This window comes from Zunongwangia pacifica (genome assembly GCF_023499215.1).
Lineage (GTDB): Bacteria > Bacteroidota > Bacteroidia > Flavobacteriales > Flavobacteriaceae > Zunongwangia > Zunongwangia pacifica.
In genome coordinates, this window is record NZ_JAKHSK010000009.1 from 112608 (window position 1) to 138601 (window position 25994).

Here is a 25994-nt window from a genome sequence, read left to right on the forward strand (position 1 = left end):
CATTTTAAAATTCATAAAAATGAAAAAGTTCCTTTTTATGGTGTGTACGGCACTAATGCTCGCCGTAGCACCGTCCGCAAAAGCACAATGGGTAGTAACCGACCCCACAAATCTGGCATCGGGTATTCTCAACAGTGCGAATGAAATCGTACAGACTTCTTCCACGGTATCCAATGTAATTAAAAATTTCAAGGAAGTGGAAAAGGTGTATAAACAGGGTAAGGAGTATTACGACAAGCTACAAGCTGTAAATAATCTTGTAAAAGATGCACGTAAGGTACAGCAGACTGTATTGCTTGTCGGTGACGTATCCGAAATGTATGTTACCAACTTCGGTAAGATGATGAACGACCCGAATTTTTCTGCACAGGAATTGGCAGCTATCAGCAATGGTTATTCGGCATTGCTGAATGAAAGTACCGAACTGCTGAAAGAACTCAAACAGATTGTAACCTCATCAAGCCTTTCGCTGAACGACAAAGAGCGTATGGATATTATTGATAGAGTGTACAAAGAAGTAAAGGAATACCACAGCTTGGTACGCTACTATACCAATAAGAATATCTCTGTAAGTATTCTAAGAGCAAAAAAGCAGAACAATACCAAAAGAGTGCTTGACCTCTATGGAACTCCTAACCAAAAATACTGGTAGTTATGGAATTTCAAAATCTTCACGAAGTCCTACGCTCATTATATGATGAGATGCTCCCACTGTCCGCCGATATGGCGGCAGTGGCTAAAGGGATAGCCGGATTGGGGGCTTTGTTCTATGTTGCCATAAAAGTATGGCAGGCTTTGAGCAGGGCTGAACCCATTGATATGTACCCTTTGCTTCGTCCTTTCGCTTTGGGGCTTTGCATTATGTTTTTCCCAACTATCGTATTGGGAACAATCAATGCCGTGTTAAGTCCGGTGGTACAGGGTACTCACACAATCCTCGAAAATCAGGTGCTTGACCTCAACAATTTGCAGGCGAAAAAAGACCTGCTCGAACGGGAAGCTATGCTACGAAATCCTGAAACAGCCTATCTCGTATCAAATGAGGAATTTGATAAAAAGCTCGAAGAATTGGGCTGGTCGCCCGGCGATTTGATTACGATGTCGGGAATGTATATGGATAGGTTTGCCTACCAAACCGAACAAGCTATTAAGAATTGGTTTCGCAATCTGTTAGAGGTACTGTTTCAGGCGGCAGCTTTGGTTATTGATACCATAAGGACGTTCTTTCTCATTGTCCTGTCCATACTCGGGCCGATAGCCTTTGCGATAAGCGTGTGGGACGGTTTTCAGTCCACGCTCACGCAATGGCTGACCCGATACGTCAGCGTTTACCTGTGGTTGCCTGTGGCAGACCTGTTCAGCTCTATGCTTGCCAAAATACAATCCCTCATTATCGAAAAGGATATAGCAATGCTTGCCGACCCTACTTACATACCTGATACGAGCAATACCGTGTACATCATTTTTATGATTATCGGCATCATCGGGTACTTCACTATCCCGACAGTAACAGGTTGGGTAATCCAAGCCGGAGGCGCAGGAAACTTTACCCGCAATGTAAACTCCACAGCAATGAAAGCCGGAAACATCGCCGGAGCAGGCGCAGGCTCAACAGTTGGAAACATCGGCGGTAAACTGATGAATAAATAATCATTAATCATTCTAAAAAATGGAATTTAAAACGCTAAGAAATATCGAAAACAGCTTTAGGCAGATAAGATTATATGCCATTGTGTTTGCGGTTCTCTGCATTAGCGTGGTAGGTTACGCCGTATGGCGTTCCTACCGCTTTGCAGAAGAACAACGCCAAAAAATCTATGTGCTGGATAATGGAAAATCGTTGATGCTTGCCTTATCGCAAGATGCAAGTATCAACCGACCTGTGGAAGCAAGGGAACACGTCAGGCGTTTTCACGAACTCTTTTTTACGCTTGCTCCCGACAAGAACGCTATCGAAAGCAATATGAGCAGGGCATTCAACCTTGCCGATAAATCAGCTTTTGATTATTACAAAGACCTGTCGGAAAAGGGCTATTACAGCAGGATTATTTCGGGGAATGTACAGCAACGCATTGAGGTGGATAGTGTCGTGTGCAATTTCGACACCTATCCTTATGCGGTGCGTACCTACGCCAAACAATTCATTATCCGTTCGAGCAACGTGACCAGGCGTAACCTGATTACTTCCTGTTATCTCGTGAACTCTGTCCGTTCGGACAACAACCCGCAAGGCTTCAACATCGAAAAGTTTGCAGTGATAGAAAACAGGGATATAGAAGTTATCGAACGCTAAAAAAACAATCTTATGGAAGCATTATCAGATTTAAGCACGTTTGCAAAAATCCTTACCGATAAAGGATATAACGGCTATTTCCATACGCAGGGAGCGTATGCTGGAAAGTTGAAGGAAAGTATCGGCGAATACCTCGAAAACTGCCAAAAAGGTACAGATAGTTTGCCTAAACAGGACTTGTTGCTGACGGGCTACCTGCAATGGTCGGGCGAAGACAAGCCAAGTGTAGAATGCAGTATGTGGGTAAAATACCTGAACGGCAAATTCTCGCTTAACAGAATGGAGGTTGCAAGGAAAGACCAATTTGGGCAACTGCTGAAAAAATCGGAACTGACAAACCTGTCAGTCATATCCGCACCCAAAGCGGTTGAGGCAGTCGCTTTGGTCAATGAAGAACCGAAGCAAAAGGCAGGTCAAAGTCCTAAGCGTTTCAAGCTATAACAACAGAAATAGTAAGGTTATGAAAAAACTAAGAGCAAATATGGACAGGTACTTTGACAAGCTGGACGAACGCTGGCGGGCATTGCCCTTGCGGAAACAGCACCAATACACACTTTACTTTTTTGTGGGGTATCTACTGCTTACGGCAGGTGTCATTTGCAAAGTATGGTACGATACCTCAAAGTCGGGTAACGATATGGTCATTGAGCATATCGAAAACCCTGTCCTCAAAAAAAGTGAAAGTCCTGCAAGATTGCAGGACACATTATCAACAATTCTAAAAAACAAGATTTATGAAAGAAAATGAGAACAAAAAGTCGGTTGTTCGGGTAACGGAAGGGAACCAGGCAGCAACCACTGATGTACTGCAAGACGGTACACAGAACAAAGCCGAAAAGCTCAAAAAGCCACTCATATTTGGCTTAATGGGAATTGTCTTCGTAGGTTGTATGTACCTCATATTTAAACCATCCGCAGACAAAAAGGAAATTGAGAACATCGGGCTGAACGATGCAGTACCGGAGGCTACCGGAGCAGGAATGCCTGCCGACAAAGGCAAGGCTTACGAGTTGGAAATGCTGGAACGCAAAGAGCAAGAAAAACGCAATGCACTTACCACGCTTTCTGACTATTGGAATACTGAAGACAAAAAAGAGCCTAATGATGAATTTCCCGAAGAAGACGAAAACAGCAGCTATGGCGTTGGCAGAGGTTCGGGAAGAAACGGCAATCCTGCATTGAGCAGTTACCGCAATGCACAAAGCACATTGGGTTCATTTTATCAGGATAACAACTCTGAAACAACAGAACTCCGCAGGCAATTGGACGAACTAAAAGAACAATTAGCCGAGAAAGATGTACCTAAATCTGTAACCGTTGATGACCAGCTTGCCATAATGGAGAAATCCTACCAGATGGCGGCAAAGTATCTGCCAACAGGTACAAATTCGACAGAAGCCCCACCTGCTAAGGATGCAGGTACGGCTACCGCAGGTTCAACTCAAAAGGAGCATTTTGTGGCATTCACACCTACAAGAAAGAACACCGTTTCCGCTTTGTATCGTGAGCCTACGGACAGTGCCTTTTTAGCCGATTGGAGCGAAACAAGAAACCGGGGCTTTTATACCGCAGGTTCTATTGAGCAAACGGCACAACCGAAAAACAGTATCAAAGCCTGTGTACACGATGCGCAAACGGTTATTGGCGAAACAGGGGTACGATTGCGATTGTTAGAGCCAGCCCAAACGCCTCAACGTACCATTCCGAAAGGAACGATTGTAACAGCTAATGCCAAATTTCAGGGAGGTCGATTGCAGCTAAAGATTACCTCCGTAGAATTAGAGGGCAACATCATTCCGGTTGATATTACTATTTACGATTTGGACGGACAGCAAGGCTTGTACGTTCCGTATTCGCCCGAAATGAACGCCCTTACCGAAATGGCGGGCAATATGAGCCAGACTTCGGGAACAAGCATAATGCTCACGCAGAATGCAGGACAACAGGTTGCTGCTGATTTAAGCCGTGGCGTGGTACAGGGTGTTTCGGGCTATTTCGCCAAAAAGGTAAGAACCCCAAAGGTTACGCTAAAAGCAGGGCATCAGGTCTTCCTTGTATCTAAAAAATAATGTTGAACTCAAATAATTTAAACAATGAAAAATCATTTAAAAACCTTTTGGGCATTTGCCCTGATACTCGGCTTTGCCGTACAATCTTACGCACAGGATAGTGCAAAAACTCCGCTTGCATTAGGCAAGATAGAACCGTATAGAATGGAAGTTACCTACGATAAAACTTCACATCTTATTTTTCCGACCGCCATCCGTTATGTGGATTTGGGAAGCGAATACCTGATTGCTGGAAAAGCGGAAGATGCGGAAAATGTATTGCGTGTAAAAGCATCGGTAAGGGAATTTGAAGCGGAAACCAATTTTTCAGTTATCACAAATGACGGGCGTTTTTACAGTTTCAATGTGTATTACAGTCCCTATCCCGAAGCGTTGAGCTATGACCTCTTGACAATGCAAAAGGCGGTTGATAAAGCCAACGGAAACGATGTGCTTTTTGAAGAATTGGGCAACAATTCGCCATCATTGGCAGGCTTGCTTTTGGAAACCATTTACAAAAAGGACAAACGTATTGTAAAGCATATCGGGGCTAAGAGTTTCGGTATTCAGTTTATCCTCAAAGGTATCTACATACACAACGGCAAATACTATTTCCATACGGAATTGAGAAACCGTACCAATGTGCCGTTTCAGATTGATTTTGTGAATTTCAAAGTGGTGGATAAAAAGGTAGCCAAACGTACCGTAGTGCAGGAACGCCCGATGATACCGCTTAGGACTTACAAACCATTGGATGAGATTGGCGGAAAAACGACCGAGCAAAACGTGTTCCTGTTAGACCAATTTACCATTGCCGATGACAAGGTACTACTTATTGAGATTTTCGAGAAAAACGGTGGCAGGCATCAGACACTCCAGATAGAAAATTCCGACTTAATCAAAGCTCGTTTGATTAACGATATGCACCTGAAATTTTAATAACCTTTTAAAGTAAATAATATGAAAAAGTATATCTATACCGTGATGCTCATCTTTATGGCCATCACGGTCACACAGGCACAAAGAATGTTACCTAAACAGAAAGGATTGGAAGTGAGTACGGGTGTGCTGTCCGATGATAAAATCGGTAACGATTATTACATCAATGTAGCAATGACCGTAAACGGCAAAAATGGTAACTACCAGCTTTGGGCGTTGGAATATACACACCAATACCACGATTATAAAGACCTCCGCATACCGCAGGAAACTTATACCGCAGAGGGCGGTTACAGTTTCTTCCTGTTGGGCGATGTTCGTAAGAACATCACGCTGAACTTTGGAATAACAGGCGTAGTCGGTTACGAAAGCATCAACCGTGGCGAAGCAATGTTGTATGACGGAGCGAAGATACTGAGCGAAGACAATTTTGTTTACGGAGCAGGCGGACGGCTCACATTTGAAACGTACCTGTCCGACCGTTTTGTGTTAGTCCTGCAAGGGCGTACAAAGGTTTTGTGGGGTACAGACTTGGAACAATTCCGACCGTCCGCAGGCGTGGGATTAAGGTTTAATTTTTAAAATGTAAAATGATGATAGCAATATTCAATAAATTCAGGATAGGATTAAGCTCAATATATATACTCTTGGCAATCCTCACGGCTTCGGTTACGTTGGTATCTTGTAGCAAAGACGATGAACTCGAAATACAGAACGATTTCCCTTTTGAGGTCAAAGTAATGCCTGTACCCAAAGATATTGCCAGTGGGCAGACCGTAGAGATACGGATTACCATACAGCGAACAGGCAATTACAGCAACACGCAATATTTTCTCCGCTACTTTCAATTTGACGGTCAAGGCACATTGCGGTATTATGACGAACCACCGTATTTGCCAAACGATTTGTATTCGTTGCCAACGGAGCAGTTCCGGTTGTATTACACTTCGGCATCTACCGTATCACAATCCTTTGAGGTTTGGATTTCCGATAACTTCGGTAACGAAAAGCAGTTGAGCTTTCAGTTCAACAGTAGTGATTAATGCTACTTATATAAAAGCAAAACCGACTGTTACAGGTCGGTTTTTTGCTTTTCAGCTTTCGGTGTACGTTGTTTTTTGTTTAAATTTACTTGAATTATAATCTTAACGGGTATGGATACAGTTACGGCTCAATTGGTGTTTGGTATTATTGTTATCGTTATTGCGATAGTGCTTATTTATTGGATAAACCGCAGGAAATTTTATAGGCGTAATGGTATGGGTGCAGAGGGATTTTCGAGTTTTGAAGCATCTGTATTTACCCGTTTTATAGAACGTGTCGGCAAATGGATTGCATACGCTTTGATAATTCTCGGTATTGTCTGTATATGGACTTATAGCCAAATGAAAAAGGACAAAGAGAAGCAACAAGTGGAGATACCTAACTCGAAATAAGTATTTTTATGGAAATTTAGATTATATGATTTAGTATTCATAATAAAGAGGAAAATTATAAAATGACAAAATCCTTTGATGACATAACCCTACGAAATATATCTGATATTATATCAAATATACTGACACATACGAAAATTACAGAACATTTATCAGGTGCTGGTATTTCTCAATCTCAATATGGCACAAATAAAACAGACAGATTGTTTTATGCTTTAAAAGAAAGACAAGCACAAGACAGATGTGGAAATAATGTATTGGCATTTGTTGTTAGATTATTAAATCCTAAAAGATATAATTCCGAAGATGAATTTGAAAAAGATAGAACAACTATCAATGAGAAACTTGTTTATGAAGGGATAGAAATTGATAAAAGTGGACAGCCCCGACAAGTTGATAAGGCGAAAACTATTTCGGAAGCAAAAAGCAGGTCACTAAAAATCAAAGAAAAAGTACACGGAATTGGAGTTCATTCAGAAATTTTGCCTTATTGTGAAGCTGAATGGTTAAAGGAAAATTATTTTCACGCTATACTTGAAATTACGAAAAGTGTAGCAGAGAGGCTTAGGCAAAAAAGTGGCTATACTTCAGACGGAGCAGATTTAGTTGATGATTGTTTTGCGTTGGGAAAGGACAAAAGACCTATGCTTGCTTTCAATACTCTGAAAAATCAAAGCGAAGAAAGTGAACACAAAGGTTTTGGAAATTTCTGCAAAGGATTTTTTTCTATGTACAGAAATCCAAAAGCACACAACCCCAAAATATTGGAAGATACCCAACTTTCACAAATGACAGAAGTTTTGGTTGTAGCAACAATTATTCACAACAAACTTGATAACACTTATAAAACGGGGCTTAAATAAAAAAAATCGGATAGCTCAAAAGGTTATCCGATTTTTCGTTTATGGCAAAAGTAAAAAGCCAAACACTGCCTTTCAACGCCAATCAATGCAACCTTTCCCAATCCTGCAATAAGCCTTTATAAATTCGACTTCCACAGAAAAAATGAGCAAACAATGGAAGTTATTGCAATACAAAAAACCGCATTGGACGGAATGAAGAATGACCTAAGGGAACTTTTGGAAATGACCGAAAATGCCACACGAAAATATACCCCGATTTTCAAAGAGGAGCAATGGCTCGATAACCAGGAAGTGTGTTTGATGATGAACATTACCAAACGGACTTTGCAGACCTACAAGGACAAAGGCTTATTACCATATTCCAAACTGAACCGCAAGAATTATTATAAACGCTCGGACGTACAGGCTTTACTCGAAGCCGGACAGCCGTACAATACCAACGACAATGGATTTACTGACGAATGAAACGGAAGAAATCATCGCCCATCAGGAAATGATAATGCAGTTGAGAAACCGTATTGAAGAAATATTAAAAAATTACCGTCCTGTAATGAACGGAGAAATATACTTGTCGGGCGAAGATGTGTGTAGGCTGTTACATATCAGTAAACGGACTTTACAGCAATACCGTGACGATAATATCCTGCCGTATATACAAATTGGGGGTAAGATTATTTATAAGGAAACGGATATTCTGACCGTCTTAGAACAGAACTATATAACCAATGACAGACATTGCTTCTAATTAATTTGGTTCTGACTATGTTTCAACGGAAGGACTTTAGTATATTTGCTATGTAAAATATAACAATACTTAAAGTGTTTTTGCTTTAGGTCTTGGTACTGAAAACTGGTAATTTTTTGTATCCCCAAGACAATAAGTAAGAACGCTCACGTCATAGGCGTGGGCGCTCGCTTATTCGGGGATTAAGGCGTACCAGTGCCTCAGTATCGGTAAGTGTGGTTGCCTGCGCTTCTTTTTTTTGTGCAGGGCTACATCAACTCAAAAAAGTAATGATATGGAAACTGGTACAGCACAACAAAAAATTGCCCTCGCCTTTATCAATGATAAAAGCCCGATTTTGGATTTGACCTGCAACGACCTCGTTGCTTCAGGAATTGAAGTATTGTTCCGTTCTGAAAACATTGAAGACGGACTATCTCAATTACCAGCATTAAAAACACTTCCCAACATTTGTATTATTGACCTTGATTTTTACAATAAGAATGTGCTGGCACAGCTTCAAGAATTGAGAACACAATATCCAACCATTAACCTGATTGCACATAATGATATTGATGCAGAAAAAGCCGTAAAACCTCTTTTGGAAATTGGTTTTACAGGTTATTTGCTCATTGGTAGCGATACGGACGATTTTAAAAAAGCTATTGATGTTGTTACCAATGGCGGTAGATATTTTAGTGTGGGAGTAGCGGAAATTGCACAGGAATATTTCAGTAATAAGTAACGTTCCGATTATAATAGTATAAAATATCTGTTCTAATCAAGCGGCGTTCTTTTGCTTCTTTTCTTTGGTCGCTTATGTGAAAAGAAAAGAAGTCATTGCATACCTAATCATTGGGATAATGAATATCCCACACAATAATGTCGCAACCTGTTTGGTAAAAGGTAGAGAAAGGAAATTGTGTAGCGGTGCATTTTGACAAAGGGGTTGCACCGATTTGATGCAAAAAGACTGTCCCGACCATCGGGAGGATCTGTCTTTTTGCCGCCCGACTTTTCGGGTCAGGCGACTTTTATCGGGTGGGTGCGGAAATCTTTCAGATTGTGAAAAAATCCTTTGTATTCAGTCATTCCCCTGCGAAATAAGTTCCACAGCAAAGAACAACCCATTTGGGTTAATGAGGAATTGATAAACAAGTCCTGGTGTTCCAACGCTTCGGCAAGGGAGCAACTTGGCGTGTTATCCTCTTGTTCGGATTGCTTCAGCAATTCGCCAAATTCATCGGTAACAAATGGCAGGCTTGCCACCGTTTGGTATTTCTCTGAATTGGGTTGCTTTATCTCTCCGATAGTAGATAGTAGCACTTGTCCTGTATCTTGGCTGTTGCCAAAATCCAACCAATATTTCGGCTCATCTTGGTAGTGTCTGCGGTAACTTATTTCTTTAAGAATTTCAGCAACGCCAAACCTCGCCTGTACATTGTCCACACAAGTAATAGTAATGATTGCCCTTGCTTTTTCGGGTATTCTACCAAACTTGTCCTTTTCAAATTTTACCGTTTCGGCTTTCCAATTTGTACCGATGCAACGATTGATACGGTTTATCAATGCAACCGATTTGTACAATCCTGTTTCACTTTCAAAAAAACGCTGTCTGCCTAAATTGGCACTCGTGATAACATCATCATCCCAAAGGCGGACTTGCAACCCTGCGTGTCCCAACGCTATCAAGCTCTCGTTTATTTCCATTAAAGCGGTCAATACTTTTGAGCCTGTGCCACCTGCCCCGATAAGGTTTACCGAAATTGGGTTTGTCGGATTGAGCAGATAATTGTCCGTAAAATGGATTGCTGTTTTTGCTGTATTCATCACAATAGATTTTTAAGGGTTTTGTTATTCTTTTTTAATACTTCTTTCGGAAAAGGTTTATCAGTATTGATAAGGTCTTTCCAAAGGTTTACAATGTTTTTTTTCGTGAGGTTCTCGCATAATGAATGGCTGAAATAGGAATTAAAAAAATAATGTTCCCACGCCTGTGTAAATTCCTCAACCGAAGCCGAATTTTTAATATCAATACTAACAGTACCCATACATACATTGCCCTTTTCGTAGATATTGAAGAAAGGTGCGTAATGCAATGGCGTTTTCTCGGTGGGTCTTCTGTCGCTTGCCAAAGCAAATACAGTAAGACTGCTTTTGCTCGCTAACCAAAGCATTGGCGGTACTTGTGCCATTCCGTTGGATATGCCCAAACTATCCACAAAATACAGTTGTCTTTGCTGTGCTTTGGTGTACCATAATACTATACCTTTTTCAGCATTTGGATTGATATGCAGAATGTTTGTAGGCAATATTCCCTTTGACTTTAAAAAGGCTGTGTTCTTTTCTTCATCGGTCTGTAACGCCTTTGCCAATACGTTGGCTTCTTTTACGGTCAATGGGTGGGCATTGATAGGCGTTCCGTTGCTATCCATATCGAAATGCTCCACGTACATTGCTGTATCTGTTCCTTTGGTTTCATAGAAAACCAAAGCGGATTTTGGATAGTATAATGTGCCGAAATCTTTGGTTATGTCGTTTACGGTGTTCATTTTTCTGTTGTTTTATAGTTATATAATAAGTAAGAAAGGTCATCCAACAATTCAAACAGGCGATTTTCAAAATCAAGGTTGCCTTGTGTTATTTTACTGCCGTCAAATGCTTTGCAAATGGTCGGCTCTTCCATTTTTCCGTATTCGTTGAACTCATTGTTGATGCTTTCGGAAAGGCTTTCATATAGCCAACCTTTGGTATCTGCGATAAATGAAATGTACTTTTCCATTCCGATTGCTTCGGTTTCGTAATCATCGTCATAAGGGTCTTCTTCGGGCAATGGTGCGTTTCTAAAAAAAGTTGCTTTCGGATATTCAGTACAAAGGGCAAACGCATTACACGCTACCTGCCAACATTCCCTGTCGAACGTGTCAAGGCTTTTAAATCGGTTCAAACGCTGTTCAAATATCTTTAGATTGCTTCGGTTAAATAACTTTTGTTCTATCCTGTCGCCAATATATTCGGCATTTCTCAACTCACTTCTATATGTTTCTGTTTCGTCCGTTTCCTCGTCCTGTTCTACCCAATCTTTATGCGTTTCATACAACCAATACAAATAGCTGTCTTCCTGCCTGTAATACGGCACATCGGCAATATGGTACAGATAACTGCATACCGATACAAGTAGCTGTGCGGTCTTTTTACGCTTCGGGTCTTTGAGCATTTTAAAGAGTGGTGCAATAGGAATATAATACAAGGTTGTACCTACATTATACCTTTCCTCACTTACAAAAAAGGTTTTCTTACTATCCTGTACCAATTTGAAACTGTCCCAATTTATGTTGGTACGTTTTACTTTGGTTTCCATATCCCACATAGATAATACTACATTGTATGGAAACTCAAAATCTTGGGTTTGCATCGGTTCAATGCTGTAATGCTCGGCAAGTCGGGAAAGGGACTTGTAAAAATCCCTCTCCGTTTTCTGACAAGCCTGTACGGATTGTGCTGTTTTCAGTTTAGGCAGAAACGTACACTTTAGAATACCATTGGTAGCATTGCTATCGGTACGGATTTCTGCTTGTCTTTCTGCACTTGGTTTGCGTCCTTTGGTCTTTGTAGCCAATTTGCGAACTCGCCCAACTGTCGGTGTAACTGCTGTTGTCGTTTCTGTTCGGGTATATTGATTGTTCCCGATATGATGTTGCGTTGCATAATTCATCGTTTTAAAATTTTGGTTTAACCTTTCGTACCCATTACGCTCTCAAATTTGTACTCTACCGCATCGTCTTTTATCTGTGGTGCAGATGCTTTTGCCGTTGTCAAAATCGGGTACATATTGGCGTAAAAATTCATTACGGCTTCCACGCTCCAACGTGGCTCTGGGTCGGTCAGTCTGATGTCCTGTCCTTTGTCTTTGAGTATGAAAACTCGTTCTAATTGCGTTGCTAATAACATAACTTTCTAATTTTGGGGTTAACACTTTTATTCTTCCTCGTCCGCTTCATCAATAGGATAATCGGCAGTAACTTCTTCCACCTTTGGCGGTTCGGGTGTAGCTTCTTCCATTGCTCCGAAAAGGCTCGGTGTTGCGAACTTGTCGGACAATGAAGTTTTGCGTTTGCGTATCTCGTCCGCTTTTTCGGGAAACTCCGTTATATCGGGTACTTTCATCCACGCTTCGCGGAACTTGCCCTCTTTCTCCAACTCGTCAGCCTTTACCATAGCATCTTTAAATTTCTTGTCTTTGGCTTCTTTTTCCTTTTTCTCCTTTTCTGCTTTTTCTTTCTCGATTGCCGATTGCTTTTTAACTTCTTCCAATTGCTTTAAGAATTTTTCCATATCCACCATTAAGCCCGATACCTTTTGTATAGGTGTGGTAATCTGTTCAAAAAATCCCTCGTCAAACTCTTGGGGTGTGGCGTTAAATGTCAATGGGGGAATAAGGTTTTTGGCACTATCTCCGCATTGTTCGTTATTGAGCAATACTGTTACGATTAGGTTGCTTTCTATTCCTTTTGAAATGTTCAGTTGCAATACTCCTGTAAAGTCCAACTGCTGTATCTGATTGAAAAAATTTGTGTTCATCGTTCTTTGATTTTAATTGTTGTTTAACCGTTTTTTGATTGCTTTTAGTTTCTCGTATATGTCCATCCAATAGGCATTTTGCCTTTTATCGAAGTCTGAAAAACTTTTGTCCTCGTGGCTATACCCTGTATTTCGTTTGGCAATACAGATAGCTTCTTTTAGGTCGGTTACTTCAATTTCGTAACCGTTCAAATCCGTTATTTTCATACCTGTTCTAATTCTTATTTAGTGATTTCCGCTATTTGGTCAATCCTGCCGTAAACAATACTTCTAAGGCTTGTTTTGTCGGGGGCGTTGTATTCTGCCCAACTGCCGTACTGCTTCACTACATAGGTTTTCAAAATATCCTCAAACCCGAAGCGATAACCCATAAGGGGTACGGCTCTTTTGAAGTAGGCATTTCGGTTTACTGCTTCCGCAAGCCAATTTTTTTCTGCTCGGCTCAACTTGTCGCTTTTGTTCAGTTTTTCCCTTAGTAGGTAAACCTTTGCATTTTGCAGGGTTTCCAATTCGGGAACATCGTAGCGTACAAACTTTGTGGCTATTGCTGTCGTTTCCATTGTATCTGCTTTAAGTGTTATGAATTAGTTTCAGCATCGGTGTATTTTCCATTTTCATAGTAGCCTATAAGCCGTTCCCAAAGCCGTATTAGGCTGTCGGTATCTACATAGAAATACTCTGTTCTGTTGCAATAGATGATGTATATAGCTTCATCCCTGTATTGCGTTTCAAGGCTTTTTTCTTTAGCCATACTTTTGGCTTCGTCTATGGTTTTTGCTTTCATATTCTGCTGTTTTGTATCGTTATCAATCTTTACTATATCCACAATGGCACATTCGGGACAACCCTCTACGGCTGTTATCTGCTGTATTGCTCTCTGCTTTCCGCTAAGTGATACTACTGTCAGCGTTACTTTGCCTGTGTCGTGTTTCAGCGTTGCTTTATAGGTTTCCATTGTCATAGCTGTTGTTTATAATAGGCTACCACCGATTAAGGCGGTAGCCTGTGGTTATCTAATTAAGGTTTAGGATTTCCGCACCGTCCAGAGCAAATGCAGTACATAGTTCAAATGCTTTCTGCGATTTGAGTTGGGCAGTACCACCCAATACAATGCTCTGCAACTTGGCTTCGTCATTCTTGTAACTCCTTACATTCTGATAGTAGCCTGTCACAGAATTGTACGCTCCGAACAACGTACCTTTGGTAGTGTCCATTTGTTGGGTGTCGCTTATCATAGCATACGCAAAAGCATCCTCAACGACATTTTTGAACACGGTGGAAATTTCATCTTCCGCACCTTTTTTGATTAGGTCAAGCGTTTCCTTATTTGGGCAAAGTGCCAACTGTATTAGCTTTCTTACTTCTCGGTCTGTTACCTTTACTTTTGCCCATTCGTTGAAAATGCCCTCTAATTGGTTGCTCAATGTGTTGGCAAGTCCCATAATCTTGTGAGCGTTCTCGATACGTTGTTTTGCTCCCGAAGTGTGCTTGATACGGACTACATTGGTCATACTGCGTAACGAAGCATTCAGCGTGTTTTGGCATACAATACGGATAGGCGTAAATGCGGCTGTGATACTTCCGCTACCATCGTGCGAAGTGGTTAGGAAAATGTACTTTTCCGTAACATCATCGCCATTGCCTACACGGATATAGTCGGGCAATTTGGCTGTGATAAAAACACGTTCTCCGTTGCCTAACGCTCCTGCGGTTTCGTACAGAATGCCCTCGCCACCGCCTACAATGGCATCAAAGAAATTAAAGGCTTCACGGTTTTGTACGATATGGTAATCCTTACCGACTACGCCCAATACTGCATTGTTATCGGTGCGTATGTTGGCGAAATAGTTAGGTACTTCTAATTCGCTACTGTCTATCTCTATGCCGTTGGTGGTTTCGATAATGCCCGAACCTTTGGTAAATAGTGGGGATTTTACGACTTCGTAATCTAACCCTGCGTATTTGATTGCTTCCTCACTTGTCGGGTATTGTTCTACGATTTGACCTAAACCGTGCCACGCTTTTTGTTGTACGCTAAAAAATGAATAACGTCCTGTTCTCTCGTTGAAATTGATATTATGTGCCATAATGCTTAAAATTTGATGTTTAAAAAATGATTGAATACTCGTTGTTAGAATGGGAGGTCGTCATCTGCTCCCTGTGCAGTAAAGCTGTTGTTCTCGGCTTGTGCAGTAGCCTGTATGGTTTCGGCTCTCTTACTACCTCCGTGCAGTTTGATTTGAGAGGTATGAAAGTTCAGCCCCGAATGTGCTTCGCCGTTTTTGCCTATCCACGCCCTTGTGCTTATTCTGCCTGTGAGTTCTACCAAAGTGCCTTTTGTGAGTAGGCTTGCCACGTTTGCAGAAATCCAATAGGCACAATCGAAATAGGTTGTTTGCTCTATTCGTTCACCTTGCTTGTTTTTGTAGCTTTCATTGGTCGCTACTGAAAAGTTTACTACCTGTTTTTCGTTCGACAATGTGCGTACTTCCGCATTTTTTGTCAGTCTTCCGATAATGTTCATAATCGTCCTGTTTTAAAAGTTTTACATTTTGTTACGTTCGCTTTTCTCGTTTCCTGCTTCCTGTTGTGGTTTGCTCCGCTTCGCTTCGCATAATTTTTTCCAAAAGAAAAACCGGAAAAAAGAAAGCAGATAATCCAAGCGGGCAATAGCGAAAACCAAGAAAAAAAATGATTTAATGGGGGTTCCTTTAGGGGGAAACCGTTCATTCATTTTTTTTATTGGTGGGTGTGTGCGGTGGCTGCCCGCTATAACTTAGCTGCCTTTTTACCGGTTGATTGTGGAAATATTCTGTTCTAATTTTTATGGAATAAATGACCAGGCTATGAGAGCCTGAAATAGAGGTTGGAATAATCGAAAAGTAAGGGCATAAAAAAAGCAGGATAGTTAAATCCTGCTTCAATCTGATAAGTAAAGAATGCACTAATTTTTAAACCATAATTTCTTCGGTATTGTAAATTTTATCTGCGTTTGTATGTTCATTCAATAATGCTATTTCTTCCCGTTCCATTTTAATAATAAACGCATCTTCCATTGCCTTAAATTTAGGCGAAACCAAATCCATATCCTTACTGATTTTTTGGCTGGTAATCTTAGCATAAATCTGTGTAGTGGAAATATTCTTATGACCCATCATTTTGCTAAGGCTTTCAAGCGGAACACCCTCGGTCAAAAACATTGTGGCGAATGTATGACGGGCGGTGTGGAATGTAACTTTCTGTTCTGTAACAATACCCGCTTCCTCAATAAGTTTACCTATATGCGTGTTGCAAGTCGCATTGGATGGCATTGGGAATACAAAATCATTTCTTGTAGCTCCACGATATTTCTCAATGATGCGTTTGGGGATTTCCAAAAGACGGACGTTGGAGGCAACATCTGATTTCTTTCTCCTGCTGATTATCCATTGGTGTCCATCAAAGAAAGACTGGATATTGCTCCATTTCAGTTTCTTAATGTCTATGTAAGAAAGCCCTGTGAAGCAACTGAAAATAAAAAGGTCTTTTACAAGTTCATATCGAGGCTTAGATGGTTTCAGGAGCATTAAGGTTTCTACATCCTCTTTTAAAAGGTAGCTGCGGTCGGTTTCTTCCATACTGATTTCATAATCCTCAAAAGGATTATCCCGTATCAAGCCTTTTTTAATAGCCAATTCTGCCAAAGCAATAACTGGCATTGTGTAAACCCAAACCGTATTATGGGTACATTCCTTATCAATGCGAAGAAAGAAATCAAACTCACGAATAAAATCAGAAGTGAGTTCCCGGAAAGCCATATCGTCCCGATGGTAACGCTCCCTTATAAATTCGCTAAGATGGTTGTAAACAGTGTTGTATTTGCTATACGTGCTTTGAGAGCGTTTTCCCTTAGCGACCATTTTTTCAAAGTCTTCATTTTGGTCTTTAAAGACTTTTAGTACGGCATCGTCCATTACACCAACACCCAAAAACGAGAGCTTTACTTTCTGTGCGGTCGCAAAACCCTCGTGCTTCAGCATATCTTCGTAAATCTTGTCGATACGACCCCGTACGTTATCCAGCTTTTGGTTAATGTTCAAAGCGGTGGCACTCTTGCCCTCAACTCTTCCGTATTTTAAATCCCAATTTTTCGGGTTAATTTCTAACTTTGTTCCCAAAGTTTTAGCTGTTCCATCAATGGTAATACGTGCCATAATCGGTGCATTACCGTTCTTTTTCAGTTCGTTCTTTTTCAGGTAGAAAAGCAGTTTGAACGTGGACTTTTTTGTCTGTTCCATAACTCAAATGTTTAATGTTTAAAATTAAATTACATTGAGTTACAAGGGAATGTAAAAAAGGGTGCAAAAGACTGAAATATAAACAGTTAAGCTATGTAGTTACCTTTATCAATCGGTAACGAATTAGTAACCTAACCTTGTGTTTTCAAGCCCAAAACCTATCAGACACCGAGTTCCAAACTAAGACTACTGTTTTATAAAGCATTGTATAGCAACGGGTTTAATCGTTTTGCTTATTTTTGCTTTTTACTAATCTTTTTTACTGATAATCATCAATTTCTTTTTTGTTGAATCTAAAAATACTGATGATATCCAGTCGTTCCTGCATTTTTTTTTAAGTTAGGGTACTAATCCCAAATATAAGATTTCTAAAAATATCTAAATTGAACGTTGTTTTAAAACTTCGTAATGCGGTATGCATTCTTCCAAAAGTGGTTTTAATTGCTTCGGAATTTCCTTTTCTTTTGGCGAATATTTAATAAAACCGGTCGATTTATGCACGTTGCCATACCAGTGTTCTGCCCAAACACCATCTTCAGGAATTGGCCCTGCCTTCCAATAAAGCATAGGTTTTTCAAAAGGGATTCCTATAAAATCACATAACTTTTTAAGTTTAGCTTCAGGATCTTTTAAAGTTTGGGTAGCATCTAAAACAATGGTTTTGGCCTTTAATTGATCTAGTTTTTTAAGGATTTGAGTATGTGCCGAATAGCCAACATCCTGTATCGTAGGATTTTTAATTACCTGATGAAAAGATGGGATCATATCCCTGGGATCGCGAGTAAGTAAAACGTTAGTTACTTCTTTTAAAAATGCGGTATCTAGATTTAGCAAATGATGCGTCATATTCTTAAAAAACAGTACTGGTTTTTCAGTAGAATTTAGCATCATCGATACCACCTTCTCTCCATCACATTCCATACTGTCCATAATTTCCTGTGCTCCCGGATGATAAGTTGCAGCATGCGTTTCTTTTAGATAATAGCCATAAAGCGGTTCATCATAAACTTTGGTATCGCTACGTTGCGCAAAAGAATACATGGTAGCTGTAGATATATTTCTGGGGCAGGACCAAAGGCATATTCTTTTGATATTCTGGGTATTCATAATTTGTGGCTTATGCACATTCTTCTTCGATTAATTGCTCGTAAAAACCACTCAGTTTTTTTGTGAAATCGCCATATTTGCCCTCCCCAATAATTCGGCCATCGATTTTAGTAACCGGTGTTAAGCCGCCAAAGGTTCCGGTAACAAAAGCTTCATTAGCACTATAGACATCAAATAGAGAGAAGTTTTTTTGCTTGCAAACTATATTGTGTTTTTTACATAGCCTAATTACATTTTGCCGTGTGATACCATTCATACAATATTCACCGGTAGAGGTCCAAACTTCATGATCACGAACAATAAAAAAATTAGTAGCATTACAGGTACTAACAAAACCATTAATATCCAGCATTAAAGCTTCATCGGCACCGGCTTCAATTGCTTGCACCAAGGCTTGGACTTCATGCAATTTGGAATGGCAATTTAACCGCGGATCTAAATAATCTGGGCTGCCCCGTCTTATTGTACTGGTAAATAATGTAATTCCTTTTTCTTTGCTATCCCGGCTTGCTTTTTTATGTTCAGCAATAATTACAACATTTGGTCCGCTAATAGTTAATCTTGGATCTTGCGAGGGTGTTTTTTTTATTCCACGTGTAATCATTACCCTAACATGAACATTATCATACATTTGGTTGGCATCTATCACACTCCAAACTTTATCCATTAATTCTTTTTTGCTGAAGGGAAACTGCATCCCAACACTGGCAGCAGCGCTCCATAGTCGTTTTAAATGCATGTCTGAAAATACCAGTGTTCCTTTATGTAACCTAAAGGCTTCCCAAATCCCATCGCCAACTAAATAACCGCTATCAAAAACAGAGATTTTGGCATCCTGGCGATCATAAAGCTCATCATTAATCATGATTTTTATGTTCGCATTTCTTGGGTCTTCTATGGCATTATGTGTTCCATGGATCATATTATTCAATCTTTATATTGAAGCTTTGTAAGAGTCCGCTTAAATTATCAGAAGAGAAAATAGCTTTTGAAATTTGATTTTCTGCCGGATGAATATTGAAGCTTGTAGCCGATCTAAAATCGCATTTTTGTAATGTAGTATTTTGAAAAATCGCTCCCGTTAAATCACAGTTACTAAAAACAGATGCTGAAAAATCACTCTCACTAAAGTCTACTTCTTTTAATGAACAACTTTCAAAAAAAGTATTTTTTAATTTAAGCTTGTAAAAGGAAGAAAAATCTAAAGCAGAATGGTAAAACTGAAAGGAAATCAAAAAGTCATTGCAGGCATCAAACCCCAAACCTATAAGCTTGCAGGCTTCAAATTTCACCTGATTAAATTGGGTGTTTTTAATGATGGCATTGCTAAAATCACAATCTAAAAATTCACATTCCAAGAAACTAACGGACGATAAATTTACAGCATTAAAATTGCAGTTTTTAAACGTGCAATATTCATATTCCCCTTTATTGAATACTGTTTTTTGAAAATCTACATTGATGAATTCTTCCTCATCACAGTAAACCCCGTTGGTCATGTTTCCTTATATTCGTTTGGTTAGACATTTTCCAATAAACCATGAGTACGGAGTTGTTTTTTAGAGGTAGTATAAAACTACAGTTTTGTACCCGCACTGTTTATTTTTTAATTTCAATGGAAATTTAGTAAATCTAAATTTGTAAAAGGAAAGATCACATTATCTTTTTAAAAAGAGGTATAAAAAATAAGCTAATTCCCAAGCCAAGAAGAGCTCCAGACACCAATACAAGATCCCCACTTCGATCTAATTCAAAGATCATGAGAGCTAGTATAAGCGCTATGGTTCCTAATATTCGTTGTTTTTTCATACGTGGCATAGTCTTGCCTGTTTGATGGTTAAGTTGCGAGATTAGTACTCGCAATCACAAATTATTAGAAAGGGCTATTTTCGGAATGCGCGCAATATATACTTAATTTAGGGAAAAATATTTATTCAAAATGTTAATGTCGTTATAATTGGATATAATCACCTTTTGGACCTATAACTATTCCATTATTTTTTCAATTTTCATGTGCTGTAAAAGCATAATCGTCTTGGCATCGATTATTTGCCCGGTAAAAATCATTTTGTAGGCCTCGTCAAAATCAAATTCTAAGATTTCGATCTCTTCACCTTCATCTTTTAATCCGCCACCTTTAGCTATTTTCATAGACTCATTGTAGGGTGCAATAAAGAAATAAATAATCTCGGTCACCGCACCGGCTACCATATAAGAATGAAACAATCGTTTAGGAGTTTCAATTTTGTAACCTGTTTCTTCTTCGGTTTCTTTTACCACGCACTCTTCTGGCGTAAGACCATCTAAAAGTCCCGCACAAGCTTCGATCATATAGCCATCATTATTACCATTTACATAGGTTGGAATTCTAAACTGTCTAGTTAAAATAATCTTATGGGTTTCTTTGTTATACAGAATAATGGCAGAGCCATCTCCTTTATCGTAAACTTCACGATTTTGGATTTGGGTGGTACCATCATTGCGTTTAAAACTATAGGTGTATTCGTTTAAAGTTGCCCATTCTTTAGAAAGGACTTTCTTTTTCAGTATTTCTATTTTTTTCAAAATTTAAACTTTTTTGGTAAAGTTAGTTTTTTTGATTTCGGTAAAAAACTGTTTTAAGAGGATTATAGTAAAATCAAGTGGTGGCCTTCTTTTTTAAAACAGACTTAAAAATATAGAAAATCAAAATCTGTTATCTTGCAGTATGGAAAGAAATAGAACTTTAAAGAACTTGAAATTATGGAAGCTCAAAATCAATTTGGTTTAAAAAAAGATCACGATGCTTTGCTGGTGTCTAATTTGCAGGTTTCGCTGCAGTTTTATCGTGACATCTTAGGATTTAAAGAAATTTATAATGCAGGGTTAGGGGAGAAGTTTAAATGGATAAAAGCGGCGAACGATGTACAAATTCATTTAATAGAAAGTGAAGAGAAAACCGAAAAAAATAAAGGTGTTCATTTGGCGTTTAATACGCCCCAATTAGATGATTTTATAGCGTTTTTGCGAGAAAAGAAGGTGCCGTTTGAAAATAGCAAAGGGACTACAGATACTACAAATACAAGACCAGATGGTGTGTTACAGATATATTTTCAGGATCCAGATGGTTATTGGATTGAAGTGAATAACAGTAAGTTGGAAGATTTTTAAAAATGAGTGTTGAAAATTTGTATACTAAACCTGAAATTATCAAAAACTAAGGTCTATTTTTGAAGGTAACCAAATTGAAAGATGAATGAGAATTGAACATGATTTAAAGCTTGGATTTAAAGATGTAATGATACGCCCTAAAAGATCTACACTAAAAAGTAGATCTCAGGTAAGTTTAGAACGGGAATATACGTTTTTGCATAGCAATATTAAATGGACCGGAGTTCCTATAATGGCTGCAAACATGGATACTGTGGGGACTTTTGAAATGGCCAAAAAACTTGCGGAAAAGAAACTTTTTACCGCAATCCATAAGCATTATTCAATTGCAGAATGGGATACTTTTTTAAATGAAACTTCAGCAGCGCTTAAAAATTATATCGCGGTAAGTACGGGAACCGGAAAGGAAGATTCTAAAAAACTGAAAGAAGTTTTAGCATTGTCCGAAGATCTTAAATTTATTTGTATTGATGTGGCTAATGGCTATTCTGAACATTTTGTAGAATTTGTAAAGAATACAAGGGAAGATTATCCCAACAAAGTAATTATTGCCGGTAATGTAGTAACGGGAGAAATGGTTGAAGAACTGTTAATTGCCGGGGCAGATATCATTAAGGTAGGAATTGGCCCGGGATCGGTATGTACCACCCGTGTAAAAACAGGTGTGGGATATCCGCAATTATCGGCGATTATCGAATGTGCAGATGCTGCGCATGGTTTAGGCGGACAAATAATTAGTGATGGTGGCTGTGCCATTCCCGGCGATATTGCAAAAGCATTTGGTGCCGGTGCCGACTTTGTAATGTTAGGAGGGATGCTTGCAGGACATGATGAGAGCGGAGGTGATAGTATTGAAATAGAAGGTGAAAAATTTAAACGCTTCTACGGGATGAGTTCCTCTACAGCGATGGATAAACATGCCGGAGGTGTTGCTGAATATCGTGCCAGTGAAGGTAAAACAGTAGAGGTGCCTTATCGGGGCCCGGTTGAAAATACCTTACAGGATATTCTTGGTGGCATACGAAGTACCTGTACCTATGTAGGAGCAGCAAGATTAAAAGAGCTAACAAAAAGAACGACCTTTATTAGAGTAGCAGAACAGGAAAATACTGTTTATAGTAAGTAATTAATAGAAATGAGATAAAATAAAAACTTCCGATTTTAGCGGAAGTTTTTATTCGAAAACGATATCGTCTATATTAAATATTAGACTGAATTTCTGTGCTTAAAGCTTGTTCTCTTCCTATGGATAGATAAAGAAATGATCCTATTATAGGGATAAGAATCACAACTAAAGTCCACATCAACCGCATTTTTTTCTTAAATGAATTAGAATTCCTTATGATACTAAGAATGCAAAATGCTGGAAAAATTACTGCTAACAATCCTAAAGATTGTAGAATAAAGAACTGTAATTCCTGATCTATAAAATTCATAATACAATGTTAAAGTGTTTGGTCTTACGAATATAGTAAAAATCTTACACAAAATTAAGTTTATGTTAATTTAATTCTGCTTAATTATTAAATATATATCGGGGTATAAACGGGATTCGTTTCGAATAGAAGCAATGACGCCGTCTTTAGGAGAATTAAAAGAAATATAACGGCATTAAATTCTTCTTAATTTTAACGTTTTTTAAGGTGGGAAATCAAAAAAAGGAGCAAGATCGTTTAATGATTATTCATTAAACGATCTTGCTCCTTTTTTAGTAAGAATTATAATGTAATCGATCCTTCAGGGAATCCAATACATCAAATTTATTTTTGCTTCTTTGTCTTAAAATCCAATGCTATCTGATGCCTCAACAGATCATCAAATGTTTCTCGTTCCCTAATAAGATGCGCTTGGCCATTATACCATAAAACTTCGGCTGGGCGAAATCTAGAGTTAAAATTGCTGGACATCGAGTAACAGTAGGCACCGGCATTGCTAAATGCAAGGATATCCCCTTCTGTAATTTCACTAATTCGTCGGTTAGAAGCAAAAGTATCAGTTTCACAAATATAGCCTACAACCGAGTAGAAGCGCTGCTTTCCTTCAGGATTAGAGATGTTATTGATTTCGTGATGAGAACCATAAAACATTGGTCGTATTAGGTGATTAAAACCGCTGTCAATACCTGCAAAAACAGTAGAGGTGGTTTGTTTTATTACATTTACTTTAGCTAAAAACTTTCCAGATTCACTAACAAGATATTTACCGGGTTCAAAGGCCAGGGTAAGCTCTTTGCCGTATTCAGCACAAAATGCTTTAAATTTTTCAGATAATTTTGCGCCTAATTCTTCAATATCGGTTTCTATATCCCCTTTTTTATAAGGTACTTTAAATCCGCTTCCAAAATCAATAAATTCAAGATTATTAAAGTTTTTTGCGGCATCAAATAAAATTTCTGAAGCCTGGATAAATACCTGAATGTCCAGAATGTCACTACCCGTATGCATGTGAATGCCGTTAATAGTCATTCCCGTATTTTCTACGATTCGTTTTAATAATGGCATCTGATGAATGGAAATCCCGAATTTAGAATCGATATGTCCTACAGAAATTTTTGAATTTCCACCGGCCATTACATGAGGATTAATCCTAATACAAACGGGAGTCTTAGGATGACGGCTTCCAAATTGCTCTAAAATGGAAAGGTTATCGATATTTATCTGAACGCCTAGTTTAGCAACTTCTTCAATTTCTTCTAGGGAAACTCCGTTTGGAGTAAATATAATTTTAGAAGGATCAACCCCTGCTTTAATCCCCAGTTGAACTTCCTGAATGCTTACCGTATCTAAACCACTTCCTAATTTGTTTAAAAGTTTAAGAACAGAAATATTAGACAGTGCTTTTACAGCATAATGTATTCTTAGGTTTTTAACGCTGCTAAAAGCATTGGTAAGGCGCTTATACTGTGCTTCAATTTTTTCAGCATCATACACATAAACCGGGCTGCCATATTCGGCAGCAATAGCAAGAAGATCTTGATTTGTCATTTCTGTTCTCTATATTTTTTCTGAAGCCAAAAATACAGGCCTATTTGTTTTCTCAACAAAAGAATGCTAAAAAAATAACGTATTCAAACAAAATGTTATTTCTGTAAGTTTAGGTTTGTGCGGTTATTGTAGCTTTTTTGTTTTTCTTTCTAATATAGATCACAACAAAAGTGATAACAATACCAGCACTTGCCATACCCGCACCAACAAGATCGGCTGAAGTATACGCATAACCCGCAGCAATAGGTAAGCCGGCCAAATAAGCTCCAGAGGCATTTCCCATATTAAAGGCACTTTGGTTTAATGAAGATCCCAACATTTCAGATCCTTTAGCCGAATTGATTACCGCCATTTGTACCGGTGTAGAGAGACAAAAGGCAATGGTGCCTATTAAAAATGTCATCACTAAAACACCAATCTTATCATAAGCCAAATAGGTGTTTGTAACTAAGGCTACAACCATTAAAATTAATGCGATTAAAACCGCATAAATAGGGGAGAAGTTTTCGGCTAATTTTGCGCCTATAAAATTACCGGTTACCATGCCTAGCCCAGCCAGAATCATAGCATAACTTACCACAGTTTCCGGGTGCCCCGCAATATCGGTAATTAGCGGTGCGATATAACTATACCATGCAAAGAAACCGCCAGTACCAATGGTAGTCAGTAAAATTACCATCCAAAGTTCTAGTTTCTTCAACACTTTAAAATCTTTGACGATTCCCTCTGGAGAGCTTTTAGGCAGTTGGGGCATCCAAAATTTTATGCCTAAGATGGCACAAATGCCTACCATACCTACCAGCATAAAAGCTACATTCCAGCTAAAATTATGTCCAAAGTAGGTGCCAAGCGGTACGCCAATCACATTGGCTAATGTAAGCCCTGTAAACATGGTGGCGATGGCTCTTGCTTCTTTTCCTGGTTTTGCCAATTTACCGGCTACAACTGCACCAATGCCAAAGAAAGCTCCATGCGGTAGTCCAGATAAAAATCTGGAAATTAATAGTAAGGTGTAACTGTTAGCAAAGGCCGACAGGGTATTAGCAATTGTAAACCATAACATTAAAAAAAGTAAGGTCTTATGGGCCGGCCATTTCCCTCCAATTCCTGTTAAAAGAGGGGCTCCTATCACGACTCCCAAGGCGTATGCCGAAATAAAATGACCTGCCTGCGGAATGGTAATGTCTAATGCCGTAGCTACATCTGGTAAAATACCCATAATAACAAATTCGGTCATTCCTATACCAAAACCACCTATAGCCAACGCGATCAAACCTTTATTCATATTCAACTAGTATTTTTCCTAACTATGAAGGAAATTCTCAGGGTTTTTCTTAAATCAATTTTCTCCAAATTACAGCTTCCAGTAAGCTTTAAATTTGGTGAAAAATAAAGGCGTAAAAATAGTGGAGAATCCTCAGAAATTAGAAAATACGATGTTTTATTTACGATAACCTTGTAGTCTGTTACAAAAAAAGGTGTGATCTCTTGATAAACCTATGAATTTACTAGGCTTTATTTGAATGTTTAAGGAAAATTTGTTGGTCTAATACTTTTACATTTGTTACTTTTGTGTACCATAATTAAAACTG

The 25994-nt window shown here is 39.0% G+C and carries 34 protein-coding genes; 16 read left to right on the plus strand and 18 right to left on the minus strand.

Features of this window, described 5'->3' with window-relative positions:
• Positions 1–19 precede the first annotated feature (19 nt).
• The 14 genes from L1967_RS08140 (at position 20) to L1967_RS08205 (ending at position 9048) form a co-directional block, all read left to right on the plus strand.
• Positions 20–652, plus strand: coding sequence for a DUF4141 domain-containing protein (locus L1967_RS08140; RefSeq protein ID WP_019974899.1), 633 nt, complete (start codon positions 20–22; stop codon positions 650–652).
• 2 nt (positions 653–654) lie between these two features.
• Complete coding sequence (gene traJ / locus L1967_RS08145) at positions 655–1650, plus strand: conjugative transposon protein TraJ (protein WP_249601200.1); 996 nt, start codon at positions 655–657, stop codon at positions 1648–1650.
• Between the two features lie 19 nt (positions 1651–1669).
• Entirely contained in the window at positions 1670–2293 is a 624-nt protein-coding gene (gene traK, locus L1967_RS08150) for a conjugative transposon protein TraK (protein WP_249601201.1), read from the plus strand.
• Between the two features lie 12 nt (positions 2294–2305).
• Positions 2306–2734, plus strand: a complete 429-nt coding sequence (locus tag L1967_RS08155; RefSeq protein WP_066439692.1) for a hypothetical protein — start codon at positions 2306–2308, stop codon at positions 2732–2734.
• Between the two features lie 19 nt (positions 2735–2753).
• The gene (locus tag L1967_RS08160; protein ID WP_019974903.1) at positions 2754–3041 is read left to right on the plus strand and encodes a hypothetical protein; all 288 of its coding nucleotides are present in this window, start codon (positions 2754–2756) and stop codon (positions 3039–3041) included.
• A complete protein-coding gene (gene traM / locus L1967_RS08165; protein WP_066439696.1) occupies positions 3028–4362 on the plus strand; it encodes a conjugative transposon protein TraM in 1335 nt (444 codons plus the stop codon). Before L1967_RS08160 ends, traM begins: the two co-directional genes overlap by 14 nt.
• A gap of 24 nt (positions 4363–4386) precedes the next feature.
• Positions 4387–5280: a conjugative transposon protein TraN gene (traN, locus tag L1967_RS08170; protein WP_066439697.1), complete on the plus strand. Its 894-nt coding sequence runs from the start codon at positions 4387–4389 to the stop codon at positions 5278–5280.
• Positions 5281–5301: 21 nt separating this feature from the next.
• The gene (locus L1967_RS08175; RefSeq protein ID WP_066439701.1) at positions 5302–5862 is read left to right on the plus strand and encodes a conjugal transfer protein TraO; all 561 of its coding nucleotides are present in this window, start codon (positions 5302–5304) and stop codon (positions 5860–5862) included.
• An 11-nt stretch (positions 5863–5873) separates the two neighbouring features.
• On the plus strand, positions 5874–6323 hold the full coding sequence (locus L1967_RS08180; RefSeq protein WP_066439702.1) for a DUF3872 domain-containing protein: 450 nt from the start codon (positions 5874–5876) through the stop codon (positions 6321–6323).
• 111 nt (positions 6324–6434) lie between these two features.
• Positions 6435–6716, plus strand: a complete 282-nt coding sequence (locus L1967_RS08185) for a molybdenum ABC transporter permease (protein ID WP_066439704.1) — start codon at positions 6435–6437, stop codon at positions 6714–6716.
• Between the two features lie 62 nt (positions 6717–6778).
• Positions 6779–7579 (plus strand): TIGR02391 family protein, encoded by an 801-nt coding sequence (locus L1967_RS08190; protein ID WP_066439705.1) that lies wholly within the window; start codon positions 6779–6781, stop codon positions 7577–7579.
• A gap of 153 nt (positions 7580–7732) precedes the next feature.
• Positions 7733–8044: a helix-turn-helix domain-containing protein gene (locus L1967_RS08195; RefSeq protein ID WP_066439706.1), complete on the plus strand. Its 312-nt coding sequence runs from the start codon at positions 7733–7735 to the stop codon at positions 8042–8044.
• Between the two features lie 34 nt (positions 8045–8078).
• Complete coding sequence (locus L1967_RS08200) at positions 8079–8324, plus strand: helix-turn-helix domain-containing protein (RefSeq protein WP_476756503.1); 246 nt, start codon at positions 8079–8081, stop codon at positions 8322–8324.
• A 274-nt stretch (positions 8325–8598) separates the two neighbouring features.
• Positions 8599–9048 (plus strand): response regulator, encoded by a 450-nt coding sequence (locus L1967_RS08205; protein WP_066439708.1) that lies wholly within the window; start codon positions 8599–8601, stop codon positions 9046–9048.
• A gap of 278 nt (positions 9049–9326) precedes the next feature.
• Here L1967_RS08205 and L1967_RS08210 read toward each other — a convergent pair whose 3' ends face one another.
• The 15 genes from L1967_RS08210 to L1967_RS08280 form a co-directional block, all read right to left on the minus strand.
• The gene (locus tag L1967_RS08210; protein ID WP_055133019.1) at positions 9327–10133 is read right to left on the minus strand and encodes a PRTRC system ThiF family protein; all 807 of its coding nucleotides are present in this window, start codon (positions 10131–10133) and stop codon (positions 9327–9329) included.
• Positions 10133–10855 (minus strand): PRTRC system protein B, encoded by a 723-nt coding sequence (locus L1967_RS08215; RefSeq protein WP_123860962.1) that lies wholly within the window; start codon positions 10853–10855, stop codon positions 10133–10135. The genes L1967_RS08210 and L1967_RS08215 overlap by 1 nt, the downstream gene beginning before the upstream one ends.
• Positions 10852–12018: a hypothetical protein gene (locus tag L1967_RS08220; protein WP_213189191.1), complete on the minus strand. Its 1167-nt coding sequence runs from the start codon at positions 12016–12018 to the stop codon at positions 10852–10854. The genes L1967_RS08215 and L1967_RS08220 overlap by 4 nt, the downstream gene beginning before the upstream one ends.
• A gap of 17 nt (positions 12019–12035) precedes the next feature.
• Positions 12036–12254 carry a PRTRC system protein C gene (locus L1967_RS08225; protein ID WP_002978317.1) on the minus strand — a complete coding sequence of 73 codons (219 nt, stop codon included), beginning with the start codon at positions 12252–12254 and terminating at the stop codon, positions 12036–12038.
• Between the two features lie 27 nt (positions 12255–12281).
• Positions 12282–12884: a PRTRC system protein E gene (locus L1967_RS08230; protein WP_123860964.1), complete on the minus strand. Its 603-nt coding sequence runs from the start codon at positions 12882–12884 to the stop codon at positions 12282–12284.
• A gap of 12 nt (positions 12885–12896) precedes the next feature.
• On the minus strand, positions 12897–13091 hold the full coding sequence (locus tag L1967_RS08235) for a hypothetical protein (protein ID WP_123860965.1): 195 nt from the start codon (positions 13089–13091) through the stop codon (positions 12897–12899).
• Positions 13092–13105: 14 nt separating this feature from the next.
• Positions 13106–13444 (minus strand): molybdenum ABC transporter ATP-binding protein, encoded by a 339-nt coding sequence (locus tag L1967_RS08240; protein ID WP_123860966.1) that lies wholly within the window; start codon positions 13442–13444, stop codon positions 13106–13108.
• 17 nt (positions 13445–13461) lie between these two features.
• The gene (locus L1967_RS08245) at positions 13462–13839 is read right to left on the minus strand and encodes a hypothetical protein (protein ID WP_228445162.1); all 378 of its coding nucleotides are present in this window, start codon (positions 13837–13839) and stop codon (positions 13462–13464) included.
• A 58-nt stretch (positions 13840–13897) separates the two neighbouring features.
• Positions 13898–14971 (minus strand): DUF932 domain-containing protein, encoded by a 1074-nt coding sequence (locus L1967_RS08250; protein WP_249601202.1) that lies wholly within the window; start codon positions 14969–14971, stop codon positions 13898–13900.
• A 44-nt stretch (positions 14972–15015) separates the two neighbouring features.
• Positions 15016–15408, minus strand: coding sequence for a single-stranded DNA-binding protein (locus tag L1967_RS08255; protein ID WP_123860968.1), 393 nt, complete (start codon positions 15406–15408; stop codon positions 15016–15018).
• Positions 15409–15835: 427 nt separating this feature from the next.
• Positions 15836–17161, minus strand: a complete 1326-nt coding sequence (locus tag L1967_RS08260) for a site-specific integrase (protein WP_228378468.1) — start codon at positions 17159–17161, stop codon at positions 15836–15838.
• Positions 17162–17539: 378 nt separating this feature from the next.
• Positions 17540–18268 (minus strand): sulfotransferase-like domain-containing protein, encoded by a 729-nt coding sequence (locus L1967_RS08265; RefSeq protein ID WP_249601203.1) that lies wholly within the window; start codon positions 18266–18268, stop codon positions 17540–17542.
• Positions 18269–18278: 10 nt separating this feature from the next.
• Positions 18279–19190 carry an aminotransferase class IV gene (locus L1967_RS08270; RefSeq protein WP_249601204.1) on the minus strand — a complete coding sequence of 304 codons (912 nt, stop codon included), beginning with the start codon at positions 19188–19190 and terminating at the stop codon, positions 18279–18281.
• A gap of 1 nt (position 19191) precedes the next feature.
• Positions 19192–19767 (minus strand): pentapeptide repeat-containing protein, encoded by a 576-nt coding sequence (locus L1967_RS08275; RefSeq protein ID WP_249601205.1) that lies wholly within the window; start codon positions 19765–19767, stop codon positions 19192–19194.
• Between the two features lie 487 nt (positions 19768–20254).
• On the minus strand, positions 20255–20833 hold the full coding sequence (locus tag L1967_RS08280) for an NUDIX domain-containing protein (RefSeq protein ID WP_249601206.1): 579 nt from the start codon (positions 20831–20833) through the stop codon (positions 20255–20257).
• Positions 20834–21010: 177 nt separating this feature from the next.
• Between L1967_RS08280 and L1967_RS08285 the strand changes: the two genes are divergently transcribed.
• Both L1967_RS08285 and L1967_RS08290 read left to right on the plus strand, forming a co-directional pair.
• Complete coding sequence (locus L1967_RS08285; RefSeq protein WP_249601207.1) at positions 21011–21418, plus strand: VOC family protein; 408 nt, start codon at positions 21011–21013, stop codon at positions 21416–21418.
• Positions 21419–21503: 85 nt separating this feature from the next.
• Positions 21504–22544, plus strand: a complete 1041-nt coding sequence (locus L1967_RS08290; protein WP_249601208.1) for a GMP reductase — start codon at positions 21504–21506, stop codon at positions 22542–22544.
• Between the two features lie 73 nt (positions 22545–22617).
• Here the strand turns inward: L1967_RS08290 and L1967_RS22460 are convergent, their stop codons facing one another.
• The 3 genes from L1967_RS22460 to L1967_RS08300 all read right to left on the minus strand — a co-directional run bounded on the left by L1967_RS22460 (position 22618) and on the right by L1967_RS08300 (position 25687).
• Complete coding sequence (locus L1967_RS22460; RefSeq protein WP_420856406.1) at positions 22618–22854, minus strand: PLD nuclease N-terminal domain-containing protein; 237 nt, start codon at positions 22852–22854, stop codon at positions 22618–22620.
• A 324-nt stretch (positions 22855–23178) separates the two neighbouring features.
• Positions 23179–24402 carry a diaminopimelate decarboxylase gene (lysA, locus tag L1967_RS08295; protein ID WP_249601209.1) on the minus strand — a complete coding sequence of 408 codons (1224 nt, stop codon included), beginning with the start codon at positions 24400–24402 and terminating at the stop codon, positions 23179–23181.
• A gap of 109 nt (positions 24403–24511) precedes the next feature.
• Positions 24512–25687 (minus strand): MFS transporter, encoded by a 1176-nt coding sequence (locus L1967_RS08300; RefSeq protein ID WP_249601210.1) that lies wholly within the window; start codon positions 25685–25687, stop codon positions 24512–24514.
• Positions 25688–25994 lie beyond the last annotated feature (307 nt).